Origin of the sequence: Enterocloster bolteae, assembly GCF_002234575.2 — a bacterium.
In the GTDB taxonomy this organism is placed as follows: Bacteria; Bacillota; Clostridia; order Lachnospirales; family Lachnospiraceae; genus Enterocloster; species Enterocloster bolteae.
Genome location: NZ_CP022464.2, coordinates 5,378,516 through 5,399,920, shown reverse-complemented (window position 1 = coordinate 5,399,920; position 21,405 = coordinate 5,378,516). Strand labels below are relative to the sequence as shown.

17 protein-coding genes and 1 riboswitch are annotated in these 21,405 nt (G+C 49.0%); all 17 genes read left to right on the top strand.

The features are described from left to right. The first annotated feature begins 11 nt into the window (after positions 1-11). Positions 12-452 (top strand): secondary thiamine-phosphate synthase enzyme YjbQ, encoded by a 441-nt coding sequence (locus tag CGC65_RS24970; protein WP_002565536.1) that lies wholly within the window; start codon positions 12-14, stop codon positions 450-452. Between the two features lie 3 nt (positions 453-455). Next, positions 456-1,244: a PfkB family carbohydrate kinase gene (locus tag CGC65_RS24965; protein WP_002565535.1), complete on the top strand. Its 789-nt coding sequence runs from the start codon at positions 456-458 to the stop codon at positions 1,242-1,244. A gap of 18 nt (positions 1,245-1,262) precedes the next feature. Continuing rightward, positions 1,263-2,150, top strand: coding sequence for a fructoselysine 6-kinase (locus tag CGC65_RS24960; RefSeq protein ID WP_002565534.1), 888 nt, complete (start codon positions 1,263-1,265; stop codon positions 2,148-2,150). A gap of 108 nt (positions 2,151-2,258) precedes the next feature. After that, positions 2,259-2,672, top strand: a complete 414-nt coding sequence (locus tag CGC65_RS24955) for a hypothetical protein (RefSeq protein WP_002565533.1) — start codon at positions 2,259-2,261, stop codon at positions 2,670-2,672. 11 nt (positions 2,673-2,683) lie between these two features. Then, entirely contained in the window at positions 2,684-3,385 is a 702-nt protein-coding gene (locus CGC65_RS24950; protein ID WP_002565532.1) for an HAD family hydrolase, read from the top strand. Positions 3,386-3,538: 153 nt separating this feature from the next. After that, entirely contained in the window at positions 3,539-4,063 is a 525-nt protein-coding gene (gene dcd / locus CGC65_RS24945) for a dCTP deaminase (RefSeq protein WP_002565531.1), read from the top strand. A 175-nt stretch (positions 4,064-4,238) separates the two neighbouring features. Beyond that, the gene (locus tag CGC65_RS24940) at positions 4,239-5,732 is read left to right on the top strand and encodes an IMP dehydrogenase (RefSeq protein WP_002565530.1); all 1,494 of its coding nucleotides are present in this window, start codon (positions 4,239-4,241) and stop codon (positions 5,730-5,732) included. Between the two features lie 283 nt (positions 5,733-6,015). After that, positions 6,016-6,507, top strand: coding sequence for a GNAT family N-acetyltransferase (locus tag CGC65_RS24935; protein WP_002565529.1), 492 nt, complete (start codon positions 6,016-6,018; stop codon positions 6,505-6,507). 118 nt (positions 6,508-6,625) lie between these two features. Beyond that, on the top strand, positions 6,626-7,672 hold the full coding sequence (locus tag CGC65_RS24930; protein ID WP_002565528.1) for a serine hydrolase domain-containing protein: 1,047 nt from the start codon (positions 6,626-6,628) through the stop codon (positions 7,670-7,672). 410 nt (positions 7,673-8,082) lie between these two features. After that, the gene (locus tag CGC65_RS24925) at positions 8,083-8,928 is read left to right on the top strand and encodes a tyrosine-type recombinase/integrase (protein WP_002565527.1); all 846 of its coding nucleotides are present in this window, start codon (positions 8,083-8,085) and stop codon (positions 8,926-8,928) included. A gap of 280 nt (positions 8,929-9,208) precedes the next feature. After that, positions 9,209-9,294: riboswitch (cyclic di-GMP riboswitch) on the top strand. A gap of 134 nt (positions 9,295-9,428) precedes the next feature. Then, positions 9,429-9,605: a hypothetical protein gene (locus tag CGC65_RS31455; protein WP_002565526.1), complete on the top strand. Its 177-nt coding sequence runs from the start codon at positions 9,429-9,431 to the stop codon at positions 9,603-9,605. Beyond that, positions 9,602-10,222 carry a signal peptidase I gene (locus CGC65_RS24920; protein WP_002565525.1) on the top strand — a complete coding sequence of 207 codons (621 nt, stop codon included), beginning with the start codon at positions 9,602-9,604 and terminating at the stop codon, positions 10,220-10,222. Before CGC65_RS31455 ends, CGC65_RS24920 begins: the two co-directional genes overlap by 4 nt. 156 nt (positions 10,223-10,378) lie before the next feature. Continuing rightward, positions 10,379-10,987 (top strand): hypothetical protein, encoded by a 609-nt coding sequence (locus CGC65_RS24915; protein WP_002565524.1) that lies wholly within the window; start codon positions 10,379-10,381, stop codon positions 10,985-10,987. Between the two features lie 134 nt (positions 10,988-11,121). Next, positions 11,122-12,858, top strand: a complete 1,737-nt coding sequence (locus CGC65_RS24910) for a carboxypeptidase regulatory-like domain-containing protein (protein ID WP_002565523.1) — start codon at positions 11,122-11,124, stop codon at positions 12,856-12,858. Positions 12,859-12,966: 108 nt separating this feature from the next. After that, complete coding sequence (locus tag CGC65_RS24905; RefSeq protein WP_002565522.1) at positions 12,967-13,530, top strand: hypothetical protein; 564 nt, start codon at positions 12,967-12,969, stop codon at positions 13,528-13,530. Positions 13,531-13,540: 10 nt separating this feature from the next. Further along, positions 13,541-14,320: a hypothetical protein gene (locus CGC65_RS24900; protein ID WP_007035754.1), complete on the top strand. Its 780-nt coding sequence runs from the start codon at positions 13,541-13,543 to the stop codon at positions 14,318-14,320. Between the two features lie 54 nt (positions 14,321-14,374). Beyond that, positions 14,375-21,388 carry a leucine-rich repeat domain-containing protein gene (locus tag CGC65_RS24895; RefSeq protein WP_002565520.1) on the top strand — a complete coding sequence of 2,338 codons (7,014 nt, stop codon included), beginning with the start codon at positions 14,375-14,377 and terminating at the stop codon, positions 21,386-21,388. Positions 21,389-21,405: the final 17 nt, after the last annotated feature.

Genomic DNA, 21,405 nt, shown 5'->3' with positions numbered 1-21,405 from the left:
GGAATAGATAGATGGAGTTCAAACTAAAGGAAGCAGCTGTCTGTGCGGACCGGGAATTTGAGATGATTAAGATTACCCCTGAGGTCAGAGCGTTTGTGGAAGAAAGCGGGATTGAGAACGGGCTGGTCTATGTGATCACGGAGCATACCACCACGGGCATCACGGTCAATGAAAGCCTGGACTGTGTGGAAAAAGACATTATGGAATGCTTAAGCCGCATTGCCCCGGAGGACTATCCGTACCATCATAACCATTACCTGCCCACATACGGGACCATCGGAGGAAACACACCGGGTCATCTGAAGTCCCTGCTGACAGGAAATCACTGTGTATTTCCCATTGTGCGGGGAGAGCTGAAGCTGGGCCATGCAGCGGACATTTATTTCTGCGAATACGACGGAATCAAAATGCGCCATTATATGATATACGCTGTGGGGGAAAGGAAGGAATAGAACATGAAGCGGGCAATTGCAATGGCAGATAACTGCATTGATGTGTACTATAAGCTGGACCGGTATTACCTCACCGGAAACAGCATTGATTTTGCGTTTAATTACCGGGATTTGGGCGGTGATGTGACGGAGATGACCATTCTTGGCAATGACGTATTTGCCATGGCTCTGGAAGAACGCCTGAAGGAGAGGGGAATAGCCCTTCGCGTTCTGAAACGCGCGGACCGCCCCACCGGAATGGCCACCATGGATATTGTGGATGGGGATAAGAAGCATCTTCACTTTGAAGGGAATGCCATGGAGGAGATTGAACTTTCAGGAGAGGACCTGGAATTTGTGAAATCCTTTGATATTGTATACGCTGAGCGCTGGTCCAGGATTGACCGCTATATTAAGGAGTTAAAGCAGCCCGGGCAGATTTGGGTGTATGATTTTTCCAAACGGCTGGAGCAGGAGGGCAATGACCTGATATTGCCCTATCTTGACTACGCATTTTTCTCTTATGACCGGGACGACAGCTATATCAGGGACTTCATGGTAAAAGTGAGAAAAAAGGGCACCGGTACTGTGATTGCCATGTTAGGAGAACACGGCAGCCTTGCCTATGACGGGGACCGGTTCTATGAAAAGGAAGCAGAGAAGGTGCCTGTGGTGAACACGGTGGGAGCCGGGGATTCCTATATCGCAGCATTTACCTATGGCGTAAGCCTGGGGGAATCCATATCCCAATGTATGGACAGGGGAAAGAAGCGGGCCACGGAAATCATCCGGCAGTTCAATCCATATAAATAAAAGAAAGCGGGAAATGAAATGAAGGATTACAAAATAATCGCGGTGGGAGATAATGTCTGTGATAAATACCTTTCCAGAGGCAGGATGTACCCGGGGGGCCAGTGTGTCAATACATGTGTGTACGCCAAACTCAACGGGGCTTATACTGCTTACCTTGGAAAATACGGCACTGACCAGGTGGCTGAATGTGTCCGGGATACACTGAAGCAGATAGGGATTGACGACAGCCATAGCCGCTGCCATGAGGGTGAGAACGGATTTGCCCTGGTGACACTGAAAGGAAATGACCGGGTATTTCTGGGCTCCAATAAGGGAGGAGTCGCCAGGGAGTATGGCTATGATTTTACAGAGGAGGATTTTGCGTATATCAGCCAATTTAATCTGATTTATACTAATTTGAATTCTTACATCGAAGATGATTTAAAGAGTCTTAAAGAAACCGGAGTTGCCATTGCCTATGATTTTTCCACCAGATGGACAGACGCGTATCTGGAGAAGGTGTGCCCGTATGTCACGGTGGCCATTCTTTCCTGCGCCCATTTGACCAGGCAGGAGCGGGAAACGGAGATGAAGAAGGTACAGTCCTATGGAGTTAAGGTGGTCCTTGGCACCATTGGGGAGGACGGATCCTATGTACTGTATGATGACAGCTTTTTGTATGCGCCCGCTGTCCATGCGGACGATGTGATCGATACCATGGGCGCAGGTGATTCTTACTTTGCAGCCTTCCTGTGCTCTTTGTTAGAAACCTCGCAGACAGGTGCTGTGGTGGAGGGTACAGAGGAGCGCATGAAGGAAAGACTGGTGGAAGCAATGGAGAGGGGAGCTGCGTTTGCGGCTAAAATGTGCGCCAAAGAAGGGGCATTTGGCTACGGCGTGCCTGTTCTTGGGAGGACTGAAATATAGGAGCCAGGTGCCAGTGACATGTATCGCACGTAAGAGTCTGGAGAACAGGCGCTAAGTGCTCATAACCAGCCACTGCGCTAAGTGCTCATAATTTAGGAGGAAATGATAATGAGACCGGATGTGTATGAAAATAATGGTGAAGGTATCCTGTGTGTTTATAAAAATGAAAAGTGGCTTGTCAGTATCAAGAACTGGAAGCCGGACAATGACATTGACGGTATTGCCCACCTGGAAATCCATCATTCTACGGATGAACAGTTTATTCTGGCAGCGGGAAAGGCGATTCTGATTACCGCAGCGAAGGCGGATGACGGGTTTAAGATTGAACTGACTTTGATGGAGCAGGGGAAGGTGTATAATGTGCCGGCAGAGTGCTGGTTCTATTCCATCACCCAGAAGGATACCAAGATGATGTATGTCCAGGATTCCAACTGCTCCATGGAAAACAGCGATTTCTGCGACCTTTCCAGGGATGAGATTGCGTACATACAGACCAATGCCCGCAGGCTGTTCGCACAGTAGACGGAGCGCCTATGGGAACGGAGTTTGTGCTGTTTGACTTTGACGGTGTTATTGCAAATACAGAGGAGAGCAATGCAGCATATCTGGAAAAGGCCCTGTCGGCCTTTGGAATCCAACTGACGGATGATGACCGGAAGGCTTTAATCGGTACCAATGACAAAGCCAGAATCGAGAGCCTGCTTTCCAGGTCTTTGGTCAAGGTCACGGCAGAGGACCTGGCGGGAAAGCGCCGGCAGGTGGGAAATACATACGAAAACAGCTGTATCCGCCCCATGCCGGGGGTGGTATCCCTGATTCAGGAGATACGGGGCCGGGGAATGAAGACAGGACTGGTGACCTCTACCTCCACCCGGCTGATTATGATTGCACTGAACCGGATGAGGATGACCGCGCTGTTTGATGTTGTCATATGCGGCGATATGTGCGCCAACCATAAACCGGATCCGGAGTGCTATAAAAAGGCAATGGATTATCTGGGAGCGGAGCCTTGTAAGTGCATTGTGTTTGAGGATTCCGCTGTGGGCATACACGCTGCCAGGCTGGCAGGAGCCCGGGTGGCGGCGTACCGCGGCTCGGGAATCCAGCAGGATGTAAGTGAAGCTGATTTGATTGTGGATTCATATGATGAGTGTAAGGATATGCTGGATGACATAATGCAGGGCAGAAAAATGCAAGACAGAATAACGCAGGGCGGAATAATACCCTGTAAATAGAGTGACGGCAGATTGGGCCGGTTTTTCCTGTTGGGGAAAACCGGCTCTGTTTATTTTCATGGAAGCCGGAGAATAATGATTGGTAAATTTATATTGCCGGCGCAGGGGTTATGGGATAAAATATAGTAACGCTTAATATGGGAGGGAGACACTATGATTTTATCAGACAGGACACTATTTAAAATGCTGGAGGCAGGTACCTTGTCAATCACGCCGTTAGATAAAGAGCAGGTACAGCCGGCCAGTGTGGATATACGTCTGGGGAATACCTTCAGTATTGTGGAGGATTTATCCACGGGAGTCATTACTTTAAAGGATGAGGTCAGGTACAAGACCATAAATACAGATACATACATCCTTCTTCCGGGCCAGTTTGTGCTTGCCACAACCATGGAGTATGTTTCCCTGCCTGACAACCTGACTGCTTTTGTGGAGGGGAGAAGTTCCCTGGGGCGTCTGGGTCTGTTCATACAGAATGCGGGCTGGGTGGACCCGGGCTTTCAGGGGGAGATTACCCTTGAACTGTTTAATGCAAACCGATGTGCCATTGAGCTGAAGGCAGGACGAAGGGTTGGCCAGCTTGTGTTTGCGGAAATGGATGACACAGCCCTGAAACCATACAATGGAAAATACCAGGGGCAGAAGGGTGCCACCGGGTCGCGGGTATATATGGACTGACGGCCGGGCCGGACTTCAGGCAAAGAGACGCTCTGACTGGAACTGCTGCGTATATGATAATACATGACGGAGAACGTCCGCTCATTGATTGACGGAAGATATGGGGGCATGATATGATAGTACCAGTTACAAGGTTCGGCGGAGAATAAATATAAAATTGAAAAGGAGAAATAACATGGCATTCTATTTTGAGGAACCTTCCCGCACGTTCAGCGAGTATCTTCTGATTCCAGGCTATTCATCCACCCAGTGTATCCCTTCCCAGGTGAATCTGAAGACGCCTCTGGTAAAATATAAGAAAGGAACAGAACCGGACATATCCATCAATATCCCCATGGTTTCTGCCATCATGCAGTCCGTATCGGATGACAGGATGGCTGTTGCCCTTGCGCAGGAAGGCGGGATTTCCTTTATATACGGGTCCCAGGCCATTGAGAAGCAGGCTGAGATGATTCACAAGGTGAAGCGGTACAGGGCCGGTTTTGTGGTGAGTGATTCCAATGTATCGCCGGATATGACGCTGGCAGATGTGCTGGCCATCACGGAGGAGACAGGCCATTCCACCATTGCGGTGACTGCGGACGGACAGCCCAACGGAAAGCTGTTAGGCATTGTCACCAATAAGGATTACCGTGTCAGCAGGATGGGACCTGACACTAAGGTAAAGGACTTTATGACAACGCTGGATAATTTGGTTTATGCTGACGAGTCCACTACCCTGAAGGAAGCCAATGATATTATCTGGGAGCACAAGATTAACTGCCTTCCGCTGGTGAATAAGAACCAGGAGCTGGTGTACCTGGTTTTCCGTAAGGACTATGACACCCATAAAAAGAATGAGAACGAACTCATTGACAGCTCCAAGCGGTATATGGTGGGAGCAGGTATCAATACAAGGGACTATGAACAGCGTGTGCCGGCCCTGTTGGACGCGGGAGCGGATGTGCTGTGCATTGACAGCTCCGAAGGCTTCTCTGAGTGGCAGAAGATTACCATTGACTACATCCGGAAGAATTTTGGGGATTCGGTGAAGGTAGGAGCCGGCAATGTTGTGGACGGAGACGGATTCCGGTTCCTGGCAGAGGCAGGAGCTGATTTTGTCAAGGTGGGAATTGGCGGCGGCGCCATCTGTATTACCCGTGAACAGAAGGGAATCGGAAGAGGACAGGCCACGGCCCTGATTGAGGTGGCAAAGGCCAGGGACGAGTATTATAAAGAGACTGGCGTATACGTGCCCATCTGTTCGGACGGCGGCATTGTACACGATTACCATATCACGCTGGCGCTGGCCATGGGCGCTGATTTCATCATGCTGGGACGGTACTTTGCCAGATTTGACGAGAGCCCTACCAAGAGGGTGAATGTCAATGGAAGCTACATGAAGGAATACTGGGGTGAAGGCAGCGCCAGAGCCAGGAACTGGCAGCGCTATGATATGGGCGGGGATAAGAAGCTGTCCTTTGAGGAGGGCGTGGACTCCTTTGTTCCATATGCCGGCAGCCTTAAGGACAATGTGAACCTCACTTTGAGCAAGGTGCGCTCCACCATGTGCAACTGCGGGGCGCTTACCATTCCGGAGCTCCAGGAGAAGGCAAAAATCACCCTGGTATCTTCCACCAGTATTGTGGAAGGCGGGGCACATGATGTTATGCTGAGGGATAAGAGATAAAAGACAGAAGATGAGAGATAAAGGCTGAAGAACAGAAAACAGAAAATAAAAAACAAAAGTTAAGAGGACTGCTGCAATGGATTGTTGCCGCAGTCCTTTTGAACAACTGGCAGGTATTGGAAAATGTTAACAGGACATTCTTAACGTCATTCAGAATACCGTCAATGCCGCAAAACAGAACTGAGTGCCTTGATTTTCCGCCTGCAATTGTTTATAGTAACGGAGTAAGGGCTTAAGAAGAATGGAAAATGATTTTACATAGAGGAAAGGGGATTTTACAGATATGGATATCAGGATACGGGAGTATACAGAGGCGGACGCAGAAGAGGCAGTCAGGATATGGAACCATATTGTGGAGGAGGGAGCGGCATTTCCGCAGCTGGAGCTTCTTACGGCAGAGACAGGGAACCGTTTTTTTTCAGAGCAGTCATTTACAGGGATTGCGTATGACGGTGGGGGAGGAGAAATCGTGGGACTGTATATTCTCCATCCCAATAATGTGGGGCGCTGCGGCCATATCTGCAATGCCAGCTACGCGGTTAAATCCCAGCTGCGGGGACACCATATCGGAGAGGCATTGGTGAAGCATTGCATGGAGCAGGGGAAAAAGCTGGGATTCAGGATACTTCAGTTTAACGCTGTGGTGAAGAGTAATGCGTCGGCGCTCCATCTGTATGAAAAGCTTGGATTTACACAGTTGGGCGTGATACCAGGAGGATTCCTTATGAAGGATGGGAGTTATGAGGACATCATTCCCCATTATCATGTCCTGTGACGTGCAGTGCCTTATATAGTATCCTGTTATCATTTTTAAAAATGTTCTTGCTTTTCATTTTTAATCATTATATGCTTTTTTCATACACCGGTGTACCTATAAACGTGAAGGAGCTTATATGATGCAAAATGAAAATTGGCCTGTCCCGGAGTGGCGGACAACAGATCCCGGGGAGCAGGGCATGGACCGGGCATTACCTGAAAAACTGCGTTCGGTTATCACATCAGAATACGCAAATACCAATGGCATCGTGGTGGTCAGAAATGGCTGTATTGTCTGTGAGGAGTACTTTCATGGCTTTGGACCGGATGTTCCGGTCCATGTGGCATCGGTGACTAAGAGCGTGCTGTCCGCGTTGACGGGCATTGCGGTGGACAAGGGATATATACCGTCTGTCAGCCGGAGGATAATGGAGTATTTACCGGAGTATGTTTCGGAAACACATAACAGGAACTGCGGGAATGTGACCATTGAAAATCTGCTGACTATGACGGTGCCCTATGCTTTTGAGGAATGGAAGGAACCCTTGGAACAGCTGTGTACATCTCCCGACTGGGTGGGATTCACCCTGGATATGATGAGGGATGTGAGGGAAACCGATAAACCCCGTAGGCATTTCCAATATTGTACGGCAGGAGCCCATCTTTTGTCCGCGGTTTTACAGCGGGCGGTTGGGATGAGTACCAGAGAATTTGCAAACCGCTATCTGTTTGAGCCTGTTGGAATGACGGTGATTCCGGATTATCCCATGGAAACCTATACATGTGACAGTCTGTTTGGGGAAGGAGTCAGGGGGTGGGTGCACGATCCTGACGGCGTCACCGCAGGCGGATGGGGGCTGACCATGACTCCCAGGGATATGGCGCGGCTCGGCCTTCTGTATCTGAACATGGGCAGGTGGAATGGAGCGCGTATCATTTCAGAATCATGGGTCCGTCAGTCTGTGAAGAGAACCTTCAGCCGCTATGGTTATATGTGGTGGCGGTTTGAGAAAAAAGGAGTGGCTGTCCACGCCGCCATGGGAGATGGAGGAAACATGATTTGCTGGGTTCCTGACAGGAACCTGGTGGCGGCGATTGCGTCCGGTTTTGTGCCGGAGGCGAAGAACAGGTGGCTGATGGTCAGGGATTATATACTGCCGGCTGTTGAGGAAAACAGGGTGTGAGACGGGGCATATGAAAATTAGGGAAGAGTATACGTGCCCGCTGGAGCTGGTTGGGATGTGAGAAAGGGTAAGTATACAAATTAAATGGTAGGTGCAATTCACATAGAACATAGGCTCAACGCAGCAGCGGCGGAATCCTCAGCATGTTTTCAGTTATAGGCTGTAGTGAAAAAGGCACGGCAGATACCGGCCAATGGTATCAACCAGTTCATCATTAGGGTGAACTGGTTTTTTTATGTCCTAAAAGGGCGCAAAATGCCCCAGGACCTATAAAACTAACATATGAAAGCATTACAAAAAATAGATGCTAAAATACCATAAATTGTAAAATACCCCTACCTTCCCCATGGACATTCCTTTATGTTAGGATAATACAGAATGGCACAAAAAATGACAGGAGAAAGAAACGTATGAATATATATGGCGAATTTCAGGAAAAACTATGTCTGTTTCGAAATTATCTATTGGAGGAAGAACGTTCCGCTGCAACCATTGAAAAATATGGAAGGGATGTCCTGGCTTTCCTATCATGGCTGTCTGACCGTGAAGAGATTTCAAAAGAAGTGGTGGTTGGATATAAGCAGGCAATCATTGGGAAATACAAAACAACAAGCGCCAACAGCATGCTGGTATCAGTAAACCGTTTTCTGGATTTTATCGGAAAAAAGGACTGTCAGGTAAAACTATTTAAGATACAGAGAAATCCATTTCGGAAAAAGGATAAAGAGCTGACTAAAGAGGAATATAACAGGCTGATCCTGGCTGCAAAGGCAAAATCAAGCAGCCGCCTGTTTCTTATGATCCAGGCAATATGCAGTACCGGTATCCGTGTCAGCGAGCACCGTTTTATCACTAGGGAGGCGCTGGAGAGAGGAAGAATCACTATTTACAACAAAGGCAAGGAGCGCGTAGTCTTTCTGCCAAAGAAGCTGAAAAAATGCCTGCTCCAATACTGCAGGCAGAATGGAATCTACTCCGGACCTGTTTTTGTCACCAAAAATGGTACACCGGTTAACCGTTGTAATGTATGGGCAGAAATGAAGGCATTGTGCAAAGAGGCCGGGGTCAGCCCGGAAAAAGTTTTTCCGCATAATCTGCGCCATCTGTTCGCGGTTACTTATTACCGGATGCAGAAGGATATCGTGCATCTGGCCGATATCCTGGGCCACTCCAATATTGAGTATACCAGAATTTACACATTTACCAGTGAAGAGGAGCATGCCCGTGTATTGTCAAGGATGTGCCTGCTGATATAAAAATGACCAGAACATAATATACATTATGTCATGGTCATTAACATGGATATCCTCATCCCGTTTTTATTATGCATCTAAAGTCAGCTTTTTTCAATAGTTTTCCAGTTTCTGGCCTCTGACTTTTCATTATTTTTCCCAAAACACATGAGCAGAGTTAAATTTGGATATAGCAAAGGTTCCCGATGAAAGCGTTTTTATTCTTTTCATCGGAAGTCTATTACATAATGTATATTATGTGATATCCTCAGCAGACGCAGCTTTTAAGAAAACCAATGATATAAAAAATAATTAGCAAAACTGGTGAAAGCTAGTGACGCAAAGCTACAGGGATTTCTCTCTAAAAAGAGGTGTCAGCCAGCTGCATGATTTGTGAAGCCGGCCTGTGTATGCAGCGCAGGCTTTATTATTGTATGTTTTACTTAATCCTGATATGCCGCCCTCCTTAGATCCGGGACCATGGAGTGGACGGGGCTGAGCATTGGGGGGAGGCGCATAGGAAAATGGAACATGATAGGAACCAGTTTATTGTGAATGTGTTTACAAATGGGGCTGCTCCGGAAGAGAAAAGAGGGGATTCACAGGAACATGACATGGCTTATATAGAGTCCTGCCGGGAGATGTTCCGGCTCAGGCAGAAGCTGCAGCATGACATTTCTTCAAAGGAGGAAGGCAAATGAGCAGAGACAGGAAGATCTCAGTCCGGTCCGTTATGGGCGGGATATTGTGCGTTATCTTTATACCGGTGATTTTTATAAACCTGACATTGATTATCAGCACCTACACAAAGCCCGGTGAGATGCCGGGAGTATTTGGTATAAAACCTGTTATTGTCCTGTCCGGCTCCATGGAGCCGGTGATACAGACAGGGGATATGATATTTTTACATAGTACGGATCCGGCCCGGCTTCAAACAGGTGACGTGATCTGTTATCTGGACTCCGGCCAGGCCATTACACACAGGATTGTAGGAATTCGGGAGGGAGAGGATGGGCAGGTACGGTATGTCACGCAGGGCGACGGGAACAATACAGCAGACCGGCAGGCCGTAAGCGCGGACCAGGTACAGGGAATCTGGCGCGGAGGTAAAATTCCCGGGATGGGTAGTGGGATTATGTTCATGCAGTCTGCAGCCGGAATGATTCTGTTTATGATATGCCCGTTGTGCCTGTTTATTCTGTGGGATATCTGGAGAAGAAGGCGCCTTGACAGGGAGGAGGCAGAACACAGGGCTGCTCTGGAGGCAGAATTGAGAGAATACAGGTCCAGAGAAAAGGGAGATCCGGACAGTAAGTGAAATTAGGATGCACCGGCTGATTTCACAGGCACAGTGTGAGAAAAGCCGTTATAGAACCAGGAGGAATACCTGGGTGCAGCGATTCAGACACTTGGGAACCATGTCTGGGCTGTTATATATGGTTCCCAGTTTGAAATGAAAGAGAGGACAATACATATGAGAGAAAAATCTTATGTAGCACGTCTTGGTGCATTAGCCTTGGTATTGACTCTGATGACAACCTGTCTGACAGGGGGGACACTGGCAAAGTTTGTTACTGAGGTAGAAGGCGAAGCAGAGGCAACAGTGGCTGCCTGGGAGTTTAAGGCAACCGGAAATAATGGAGCTGCGCTAAGTTCAATTGATATGGGAAGAACTGCCTATAAGGGGGAAACGATTGGTGATAATGTCATTGCTCCGGGAACACAGGGATCATTTGACATTGTGCTGGACGGAACGGGCAGTGATGTGGGTATTGATTATATTGTTACAATTGACAAGTCATCTGAGCCGGATACGCCGGATTTACCGGATGATTTGGTGTTCCAGGTTGATGGTACAGATTATAGTCTGGGCAATGAAATAGAAGGAAAAATTGAGCATGCAGCAGGAGACGATGCTATGAAAAGGACCATTACCGTCAGCTGGAAATGGGATTATGGCAGCGCAGATACCGCAGAAGCAGATAAAAACGACAATAAGTATGCAGGAAAGTCTTGGAAGCTGAAGATTAAAGCCACCGGTACGCAGACAAAACCAACGGAAACAACAGCTCCAACAGCGTAACTAACTCCGCCTCCCTGTGCCGGAGGCAGGATGTTTCAGAGTATTCAGCCTAAGAGAAAGAACGTGGCAAGTCGCCGCGTTTTTTCTCATAGACCGAATATCAACGGCGGTTATCAGCAGAGGAGAAGGCAAATATGATAAAAAAACATGGAAATAGATTTGCTCCTGAAAAGAAGACAGGGAATCATAAATGGATTCCGTTACTGTTGTTATTTTTACTTATGCTTTTGTCCTCCTGTGCGGCGGGATATATTCTCGGCAGATCTGCATTTCCCGAATCATCAGGCAGGAGAATCGACACAATACTTCTGACACCTGATGGAGACGCAGCAGAGCAGCAGATGCAGCAGATATTTCATCTGGCAGGAAAAATTAATTATACCAATGGCAGGCCCTATGCTCAGGGGAGGGTTCAGCTTCACAGTGAACCAAGGGAAACCGTTACGGACACAAACGGGAGCTTTACGTTTTTTCATGTGGAGGGCGGGGAGCACCAGATTCGTATTTTGGACCGTACGGGTAATGTTTTGGGAGAACGGAAAGTCAACCTTTTTTCGGCTCAGGCGGAATCAGGAGTCAATGTCAGCCTGCAGCAAAACGGGCAGTATACCATTGAGGTGGCAGTCGATGTCAGGCTGATGGAGGTGGCAATCGAGCTGGATGAAAAGAATAACTCATTGTATATTAATCCGGAGAAATTGACCTACCTGACATCAGACGGCCGTCTTGTGACACCAACAGGGGAAGCGTATTATTGGGAGGGAACACTTGTCACACCAGGCGGTCTGGTGATTACAGCAGACAAAACTGTGGTTGCGCCGGCAAGTGAGGGACCTTTGGGGATCGCTCTTTTGACCCCGGAAAACCAGGTGATTTACCCGGAACAGGATGCAGCTTTGCCTGATGGGACCAAACTGCTGGAAAATGGGAATATTTTACTTCCGGGAGAAACGATGATTGAGAGGAACGAGAATGGAACCGTAATCCTTACACCAGATGGGCTGCGCGGACAGCCGGGAGCAGGTGGTGTTGTTATATCCGGTGATAATCAGGTGTCGCCTATCGGGACAGGTACAAGTGGTCCAGATTCAAATACACATGGTAATCCCGCCGGACCGAATGAAAGTGTATCAGGAAACGGCTATGACACTGGGACGAACCCGGCGGAACGTAATGATTCCTCTCAAATTGGGAATGGCAGCGGCGGTGTTAATGCCGGACTTGGATCCGGGGAAGGCGGAGAAAGCAATGCGGGAAGCGGCGGCGTCAGTGGAGATAGCAGCGAAGGCAATGACAAGGACGGGGGAGGCATTAGCGGCGGAGGCGGCAGTGGAGACAGCAGCGGAGGTAATAGCGGAGACAGCAGCGGAGGCAATAGCGGAAACAGCGGTGGAGAGACCGGCGGTGATAACGGAGGCGGCGGAGATGACAAAGATGAAGGACCGATTCCGAATTTTCGTGTGAGCTGGACACAAGGTCAGGAAATAGAATTGTTTTCCGATTTGTCGGGAAATGTGCAGACCCTTTTGCCGGGCGCGGAAGGAAGCTACCCGTTTATACTTGAAAATAATAATTCCTTTCATGTTATCTTTACCCTATCAATTGAGGAAGACAGCTTACACATTCCCATGCGTTTCCGTATTGTTACATATAAAGACAGAAAGCCGCTTACCGATTGGTGGGATACACAAAACGGCGGCGCTGCGGAAAGTGATACCGTACGCCTGGGTGCAGGTGAAAGCAAATCCTATCTTTTGGAGTGGCAGTGGCCTTATGAGAGCGGAAAGGACGGGATTGACACAAATGCAGGCAAGGCAGACCTTGATTATAGGGTCAGGCTTAAAATATGGGCTCAGCAGGAAGGTCCGTAGATACATGCACGGGAAAAGGACGGTTTTATAAGGCGCGCGGGAAAATACAGTTTTTCTGGGGGCGGATATGATTGGGATGGTCAAACAATCTGGAGGGAACATATAAGAATGGGAAAGCATTTGACGAAAACCGGAATTGCAGGATACGGCCTGCTGCTTGCGGCCGCAAGCATATCTGTATGGTCGTTCTCCTATGCACGGTTTACGGCTCAGGAGAATGGCATGGCGGCTGCCACGGTGGCGGCCTGGGGCAGCGGCAGCAGTACCATTGATATCAATGTAAGCGGACTGCGGCCTGGGGATAAAAAAACCTATATTTTTGAGGTTACCAATACGGAAAATGGAGTCACAAGTGAAGTGGGACAGGATTATTCCATAATAGTTGAGACAACGGGGAATCTGCCATTGGACTTTGCTCTTACCTATGACAACAGTAATCCTGATCATCAGGGATTATTCGTGAATACGGGAGAGAATGGAACATTGACCTTCAATGGCGGGATGGCGGCTGTCCGGGGCGGCCGTCTGCCCCATTCAGTTTCCGCCATTCATACATATACTCTGGCTGTTTCATGGCCGGAGGACAAGGCGGGGACTGAATATACGGATGAGATTGATTTGGTGACACTGACAGTCAGCTCGGAACAGACTGTGCCGGCTATACAAGAATAGGAGGCGTCTAATGATGAACAAAATCCGCAGGAAACGGCAGAGGGCGGCTCTTATGCTGATTACTGCTGCGGGGATTATGCTGTCTCTGGCAGGCATAGCGGCTGCGCGTTATATGAAACAGGAAAGCCAGAGCGGAGTTGTGGAAGCACAGACATTTTACTTTACCAGTGATTTACTGAAAGAGGATGGGGGAACTGCGGCGTATTTTATTGATCCAATGGCGCAGTCCTTCACAATTGAACTCTATAACTTTGCGGATTCAGAGCGGGTAACCTCTGCGGATATAACATACAGGGTGAGTGTGACGGGAGGCACGGTTGAGGGAGGCGATACCGGGATTCAGGGAACAATAAAAGCCGGTGAAAAAAGCACTGTGCCGATTTCAGTGATTCCCGCGGCCAAACCTGAAGGCGGCGGAGGAACAGTAGAATTAGAGGAAATAAGAGTGGTGGCGGAATCTGTGTTTCCTTATAAGAAAACCCTTACGGGTGTATTTAAAAGGCAGCTGGGTAATCAGTATGTAGTGGAGGATGAGAGCGGCCGCAACGCGGCTGTGCTGACCATGGTATGTGCGGACGGGGAAAAGGATATAACCGTCACATTGCCTTCAGGTGTGATACCGGATGAAGCGGATATCCGGGTCACTGGTTATAAAGACAATAAATGCACATTTCATTCGCCCGGATACGGGATTTATTCATTGGTACTGCTGAAATCAGAGGCGGATATAGGATTATCGGGTAAGGACTCATTTGCCGATGCAATTGATTTAAGCCAATCCGGCGGATAATACTGCGGCTCAACCAGAATAACAGTCAATTTTTTATGTAGTGGAGGGAATGCAATGGATGGGAAACGCCAGAAATTTCAATTGAGGAGGCAGAGACACAATCGGCAGCGCATACTGGCGTTTTGCCTTATTTTTTCTCTTGTATTGAGCAATCTGAACTTCGGGTCCATGCTTACATATGCAACAGAAGGAAAACGGAGAACCTTTGAAATTGGCAGTGATGTGAAAGCCGTTCTGAAAGACGGCGTACTGACGGTTAAAGGATATGGCGATACAAGAGATTTCAGTTGCGATACGGCTCCATTTGCAGAATATGCAGATGAAATCCGGACATTGGTCATTGAGGATGGGATTACCTATATTGGGAGCTGTCTCTTTTATGGGCTGGGCGGATTACAGGGGGAGCTTATACTGCCTGAAAGTATTGTGGGAATCGGGGATTATGCGTTTTCTGGAGAAAGTCCGGCTCAGGCCGCACGGTTCACTGTGATTCGAAACGAATTTGAAGGAGGAGAAATCACAGAATGGAAAAAAGCAGAGCCCGAAGAAAGTGAGACAATCACTTTGGCGACCCCGTCTCAGGCTGAGAAAGTAACCTCTGAGGAACGGATAGAAGAAGGGGAGCAAAACGGAGAAGCGGATAAAACCGGAGATGAGAACGCTGTTAATGAAGGAAATAGAGAAGAAACCAAGCAGGAAACTGCGGAACAGACAGAACAGGGGGAGACAGAACCGGGGAAACCGGATAGAATAGAACAGGGGGAGACGGAGCAGGAAGAGACGGAGCAGGAGGAAGCGGAGCGGACAGAACCGAAAGAGACGCAGGAGGAGATGGAGCGGACAGAACCGGAAGAGACGGAGCAGGAGGAGACGGAGCGGACAGAACAGGAGGAGACGGCACATGGGGATACACTTTCCCTGATAGCAAGAATTGAAAATCATCAGGTCCCTTTCGTGGGAGAAGGAATGCCGGAAGGGGATTCGGATTCCTCTGGCAGTGAGTCCGGCATGGATGCCGGAAGCGCAGACTCCGGTGACGATAGTGGAGATGCCGGCAGCGGAGGCGCGGATACCGGCGGCGGTGGGGACGCCGACAGCGGAAGCGGGGATACCGGCGGCGGTGGGGACGCCGACAGCGGAAGCGGGGATACCGGCGGCGGTGGGGACACTAACAACGGAAGCGGGGATACCGGCAGTGGGGATGCCAATAGCGGTAGTACAGATACCGGAAGCGGCAATACAGATGTAGACAGCGGTAGTACGGATACCGGCGGTGATAATGCGGACGCTGATGGCGGGGGCAGCCCTGACACGGGCAGCGGACAGGAAGGCGGATTATCCAAGGATGACAGTATGGACAGTGGGGACAATACTGAGGCCGGGGATACATCTGGAACATCTGGAGATAAGCCGGGTGATGCAGCCGGACAGGGCAGCCATAACCAGGAGCTGCCGTCTGAAAGTGAAAACGGAACGGGCGGTAAGGACAGCAGACCTCAAAAGGTAACGGAAAACCTTGAAGCTGAAAATCCGGACTATGATATTGAATATATTTCACAGCAGAAGATAGAGAATCCGGAAACTGTTTTCTATGAAGGGCAGACCGGTATGGTCATATGTTCTCCTGAGAATGGTACGTTTATTGAGGCGGCGGAATATGCAGGTTATGTGATGGCGGACAGTTGTATTACGGTAATTCTGGATGATATGATGGAGATGGAACTTCCGGCCTGTGAAGGGCAGGTGTGTCTGCCGGAATGTCCTGAAGAAATAAAATGCCCATGGGATGACAATGCCATTTTTACTGCTAAATTTGCGGGATGGACATTAGAACCAGGGACAGAACCGGCTAAAGCACTGGTTCCGGGAACATATACGGATACTGGGGAGGAGCATCTCAACCTGTATTCTGTCTGGAAGCCCGTTGGAACATATCAGATGGGCGTCAGGGCAGAACGGCAGGGCGGGACAGCGATCTACACCCTGTTTGATAAGGAAACCGGTGAAACGGTAAACAGCATGGACGGCTATGCCTTTTTGTATCAATGGCAGTATTCAGCACAGGGTGCGGATATCCCGGATGATAAGAACCCATACGGCGAAGATGTTAACCTGACTGATAATCATGGAAATGGAGACGATGGTCTATGGGAAGATATTGCAGGTGAGGACTCACCTGTATATAAACGTTCCGTGAAAGCAGGGGATATGGGAATGCGGTTCCGCTGCGCGGTGACTCCTGTGAAGATGACCAGAAGCATGACAGCGGCCAGCTCTGTTACATTGTACTCGGAGCCTGCAAACGGGGTGGCTGTGCTTGAAACGGTTTATGTGAATCAGACCAGCGGGGATGACGGCAATTCTGGTTTGGAAAATGCCCCGGTTAAAACCGTGGAAGCTGCTGTGAAAAAATTAAAATCCAGGGAGGATGGCGGAACGTCAGACGGTAATCAGATTATCTTAATGCAAGATTATGACTATGGCAATACAACTGATTTTCTGAAAGAACATGCGGTTCCGGTGACAATCAAAGGAATTACGGCAGACATAGAATTTTTCAGTACTGCAGCGGGAACAGAAAGTGATTTTCATTTGTATGAGGATATCACGTTTGATTCACTGACCATTGAAAAGATGAACCATCTATATGGGAATGGCCACAATATAACCATAGGGGATAATGTTTCATGCAGTGGATTGTATTTGTACGGAGCATCAAAAGATGGTACTCTGACAGTAAAGCCGGGTATCATTCAGGTCCGCAGCGGCAGTATTGCCAGGATTATAGGATATATACGGAGCAATGGATCTGTTGACGCAAATAACAACGAGGCAGTTATCATTGTGGACGGAACTGCAAAAGTTGACACCATTGTAGCCGGAAGCGCCAGCGGGGAGATTAAGAACGGGAATGTAGGCATCTATATCCGAGGAGGAACAGTAAACAAAATAATCGGCGGATGCCAGGGATTCAGCAATGTGAAGGCGCCGTACACGGGGAAAACTTCAATTAATATTTCCGGCGGGACTGTTAATATGGTCTACGGGGCAGGCTCAGGAAGGGCAACAGGCATCCCGACGTATCAGGGAATTCTGGACATCATTGTGACGGGAGGAAGTATTTCAAGCATCTATGGCTCCGGCTCTGCTGCATACGTAGTAAGCGGCGAAGATGCAACAAAGGTAAATATATCCGTGTCAGCGGGAACCGTAGGCAATATATACGCCGCGGGCGTAGGCGGGGAGGCGGGAGTTGATGGCGGCAACGATGTAAATGGAACCCCGGCAGCTGATTTCGGCAGTTTAACCGGAAAGGCAGACATCACAATAGACAATGACGCTGTTATAACAGGTAACATATATGCAAGCGGCCAAGGGTACACGCAAAAGGATTATGGCAAGGGAAATGCATACCTGGATGGAGAGGCCAATATTACGGTAAATGGAGGTACAATCAAAGGTAATATCTACGGCGGAGGCGAGGGAGTCAATAAGGCCGGGTTTGAAAAATCTGCCAGGGTATGTAAGAACTCAAAGGTTACGGTTGAAATAAAAGGCGGACTAATAGAAGGTTATGTCTATGGAGGGGGGAAGGTAGCTGAGGTAGAGGGCTCAACAAATGTAATCATCAGCGGAGGAACCATCAAAGGAAACGTCTATGGCGGCGGAGAAGCGGGGCTGACCCATGGGAGGGCGGCTGTACATATGGCCAACGGAACCGTAAACGGCTCCATATATGGTGGTGCGCTGGGAAAAGTAGGCGACCGGTTTGTTTACGGGGGTTCTACGGTCAATATGACGGGCGGCTGGGTTCGCGGGAATGTCTATGGAGGAAGCGAGCTGAGTAATGACGGTAAAAGCGGAGAACAGGATGAGAAATCCGCGTCCGGCCTTGTATTTGTAAATCTGGCAGGCGGTACTGTCAGCGGTAAGGTTTTTGGTGGAGGTTTCCAGGGAATTGTTAATGGTTCCACCCATGTCCATATTGGACTGGGAGCCATTGATAAATGCAACTATTATAAATCCCATGCAGAGGAAAAACCAGTTTTAGACGCCTCCGGCCTGTCTGTGGGCGGTTCCGTTTATGCGGGCGGTGATTACGGCGGTGACAGCGCTGACCTGAATTATGATACCATAACAGTAAACGGTTTTTCTCATGTTTATATTGACGGAACAGATTACAGTTTTGGCGCGGGGGATACTGGCGGCAAAAAGATGGAGATTGCGGGCGGTGTGTTTGGAAGCGGTGCATCCTGCGACGCTGGTGATGTGCGTCTGGTAACGCTGGATCATTTTGGCGCGGCTGCCTCTGGCGGCGGACAGCCGGAACAGGTTACAGGTACAGTTACATCCATACAAAGAGCAGATCAGGTACGCCTGATTCAGACTCATGTCCGGCTGGCCGGCCAGTCTGATGTTGCAAACTCGAATCAGACGACTCCCTATTCCCTGAATCGGATTGGGGATAAAGGGAATTTTGATAAATTGGGAGAACTGGGAAACAGTCTTGTTTTAGAAGGCGGAAGTACCCTGGTATTGGATTCGGCGTCCAACAGTGTGGCAAATCTGAAAAGCGTGGATGACACGGAAAGCAAGGTGGTAACCCAGGCAGATCTTGCGCATTGCCCAAATACAGTGGTACTTTCCACCGGTACTGTATTCCGTATTTCCAACACATCCCAGGGGGACTCGGAAGAGTATGGAGCCGTTACAGGATATTTTTATATGATTGCAGGTGATACGGCGGATGCATATGCGTTTGCCAGGGCGAAGACAGAGACTCTTAATCCATCAGACGGAGGTTTTGTGGTTCCCGGAGAAAAGACGGAGCTGGGATACACAAATATAGGCACGTCGTACCGCTACTGGAAGGTGGCAGGAGATAATGCCGGTGCTACACGCCACGTTGTGCTGACAGCCCGCAATTCAGACAGCCTGGGGATTGGAGAGGATGGCTTTGCCGCGGCAGAGGGAACCATCGAGCTTCCGCCTGTTGGTGATACAGAGAATATCAGATATGCAATCAAATCAATTACGCTGTCAGACAAAATGACACTGGTGGACGCGGCAATGAACCTGGAAACAGGAACGTGGATCACATCAGGTCCGGATGTGAGCGCGGAGCAGGAAAAAGCGAGGATACGGAACACACCGGCTTCCACTTTTGGTTTAGTGATGTGGCAGAATACCGGTAAAACAGAAGTGGTTTCAAATGTTATCTCAGACCAGACGGCCGGAACAGATAACAGTAATTCAATCATCGGAAAGGATTGGGAATATCATGTCCTGGACCAGGAAACGTCAGGCATTCCGAACATTGAATTTAAACTGACCTATTATAATGATGGAATTCGTATAAGTCAGAACCTGGGAACGGTGAGCGTGGTGGTGGAACGGTACGCGGGCGATATCCTGGCGGAGGAGATAACCATGAATGTGGAGGTTGTCACCAGGGCCAGTGCGCTGTCGGAGCAGACGATTGACCTTTATGCGTCGGAGAGCGGAAGCTATACGGGCAGGATGGTGATCCCGGCAGATTCCAGCAGAAACCTGAGTCTGGCAGGGGTTAAGGTACCTGAAAATGGAATCACACTGAAAGCTGTAAACAGTGAATTGGAACATTATGATGTGGCGGTCACTCTGCAGCCTGTCCAGAGCCAGGGGTGGAATACCGCGAATCTTATGAGCGAACCATATGATATAAGCACGTATAAAGAATCTGCCGGTACGGTTTTACTCGGAACAACGGACAGCCGGTATGAGGCCCCTATAGATTTTGTACTGTACAATCATGGTGCTTTTGCGCCTAAGGACACAGACGAAATTATTTTGACACTGTCTGACGCAGATGGGAATAAGGTTCCCGTCACACTGAATATTCACTGGAAAGAATCTATTGTTTCGGCTGTTCAGATGGCATCCGGAAAACAATATGAGGGTATGAATGATACAGCTCCGGTGGTAATATCTCAAGAGAGTGCTGTTACTGCGATGTTCACCCTTGGAAGTCAGAATGGAACCCTCGCCGCTTCAAGTGTGTGGCTGGAGCTGCGGGACAGCAGTGGAATCAGACACGCGCTGCCGGACGGTGCTAAGCTCACACTGCTGAGCGGAAACCGATACTATCTCTATACCCTGACAGGGGGAGAGAAGGACGGAAAAATTCCTCTGGACAATTTTGCAGAGATGTGGGGGAGTAGTCGATTTAATGAAAATATTGCCGCCAAAACAATTACAGTCATAGCGGCATTTGACAAAACAGCCAGTCTTATGCCGGGGGAATACAGTTTGAGATTGCGCAATGACACGGGAGCTGACTCCGTAGGCGGGTATTTTACAGTCAATAATTCAACGGCTGCAATAACACTGGACAGCCAGGAGGGACTGGCCAGAGGGGAGCACCGTATCAGCATTTTTGTATCTCCCCAGCAGGATACACGTTTATCAGACAAAGCGGCAGTGGTGCTCACAACACCGGAGGGTGAGGCGTTTCCCAAGGGGACTGCGTTTATCTACGGAGAAAAACGCTGCTACCCTGTTAACGGCAGGGTATATTTGATTCTGGACCGGGGGCAGGCTCATACAGTTATCATGGATACAACCGATACGGCCGGTCTGACACTGGAAAATAACCGCATCAGCGCACAGCTGTTTGCAGCAGGTGTGAACGCAGGTAAAGGTAGGATTACCGGTACAGAATTAACTTACAATATAAAAGCGAATCCTGTATATGGCCTCAGTGTGAAAGCTGATCAAGGGGAAGAACGCGTGGCCACGCCCGGAGCAGCCATTGGATTTACGGTATCATACTCCATGGAACACATTACGCAGGCGGAAATAATTCAGGTTGAAGTCAGAAGGAAGGAGGACGGTGCGTATATTGAAGCAGACGGCTGGGAAGTAAGCGGCGATTTGGATCTGGGACAGGGAGACGGCGCAAAGAGGGAGGGAAATGCTGCTGTAACCATTACAGTTCCTGAGAACACCGGGGAAGGTACTTATCGTCTAATCTTCAAACTGGGAGATAAGAAGGCATTGTACAATATAATCATCCGGAGCTGCGACTGAGATATTACGATATCGTG

What these genes read in the sequence shown, in the direction of transcription:
- CGC65_RS24970 (WP_002565536.1), top strand. Translation starts at nt 12, where the DNA reads ATGGAGTTCAAACTAAAGGAAGCAGCTGTCTGTGCGGACCGGGAATTT.
- CGC65_RS24965 (WP_002565535.1), top strand. Translation starts at nt 456, where the DNA reads ATGAAGCGGGCAATTGCAATGGCAGATAACTGCATTGATGTGTACTAT.
- CGC65_RS24960 (WP_002565534.1), top strand. Translation starts at nt 1,263, where the DNA reads ATGAAGGATTACAAAATAATCGCGGTGGGAGATAATGTCTGTGATAAA.
- CGC65_RS24955 (WP_002565533.1), top strand. Translation starts at nt 2,259, where the DNA reads ATGAGACCGGATGTGTATGAAAATAATGGTGAAGGTATCCTGTGTGTT.
- CGC65_RS24950 (WP_002565532.1), top strand. Translation starts at nt 2,684, where the DNA reads ATGGGAACGGAGTTTGTGCTGTTTGACTTTGACGGTGTTATTGCAAAT.
- dcd (WP_002565531.1), top strand. Translation starts at nt 3,539, where the DNA reads ATGATTTTATCAGACAGGACACTATTTAAAATGCTGGAGGCAGGTACC.
- CGC65_RS24940 (WP_002565530.1), top strand. Translation starts at nt 4,239, where the DNA reads ATGGCATTCTATTTTGAGGAACCTTCCCGCACGTTCAGCGAGTATCTT.
- CGC65_RS24935 (WP_002565529.1), top strand. Translation starts at nt 6,016, where the DNA reads ATGGATATCAGGATACGGGAGTATACAGAGGCGGACGCAGAAGAGGCA.
- CGC65_RS24930 (WP_002565528.1), top strand. Translation starts at nt 6,626, where the DNA reads ATGATGCAAAATGAAAATTGGCCTGTCCCGGAGTGGCGGACAACAGAT.
- CGC65_RS24925 (WP_002565527.1), top strand. Translation starts at nt 8,083, where the DNA reads ATGAATATATATGGCGAATTTCAGGAAAAACTATGTCTGTTTCGAAAT.
- CGC65_RS31455 (WP_002565526.1), top strand. Translation starts at nt 9,429, where the DNA reads ATGGAACATGATAGGAACCAGTTTATTGTGAATGTGTTTACAAATGGG.
- CGC65_RS24920 (WP_002565525.1), top strand. Translation starts at nt 9,602, where the DNA reads ATGAGCAGAGACAGGAAGATCTCAGTCCGGTCCGTTATGGGCGGGATA.
- CGC65_RS24915 (WP_002565524.1), top strand. Translation starts at nt 10,379, where the DNA reads ATGAGAGAAAAATCTTATGTAGCACGTCTTGGTGCATTAGCCTTGGTA.
- CGC65_RS24910 (WP_002565523.1), top strand. Translation starts at nt 11,122, where the DNA reads ATGATAAAAAAACATGGAAATAGATTTGCTCCTGAAAAGAAGACAGGG.
- CGC65_RS24905 (WP_002565522.1), top strand. Translation starts at nt 12,967, where the DNA reads ATGGGAAAGCATTTGACGAAAACCGGAATTGCAGGATACGGCCTGCTG.
- CGC65_RS24900 (WP_007035754.1), top strand. Translation starts at nt 13,541, where the DNA reads ATGATGAACAAAATCCGCAGGAAACGGCAGAGGGCGGCTCTTATGCTG.
- CGC65_RS24895 (WP_002565520.1), top strand. Translation starts at nt 14,375, where the DNA reads ATGGATGGGAAACGCCAGAAATTTCAATTGAGGAGGCAGAGACACAAT.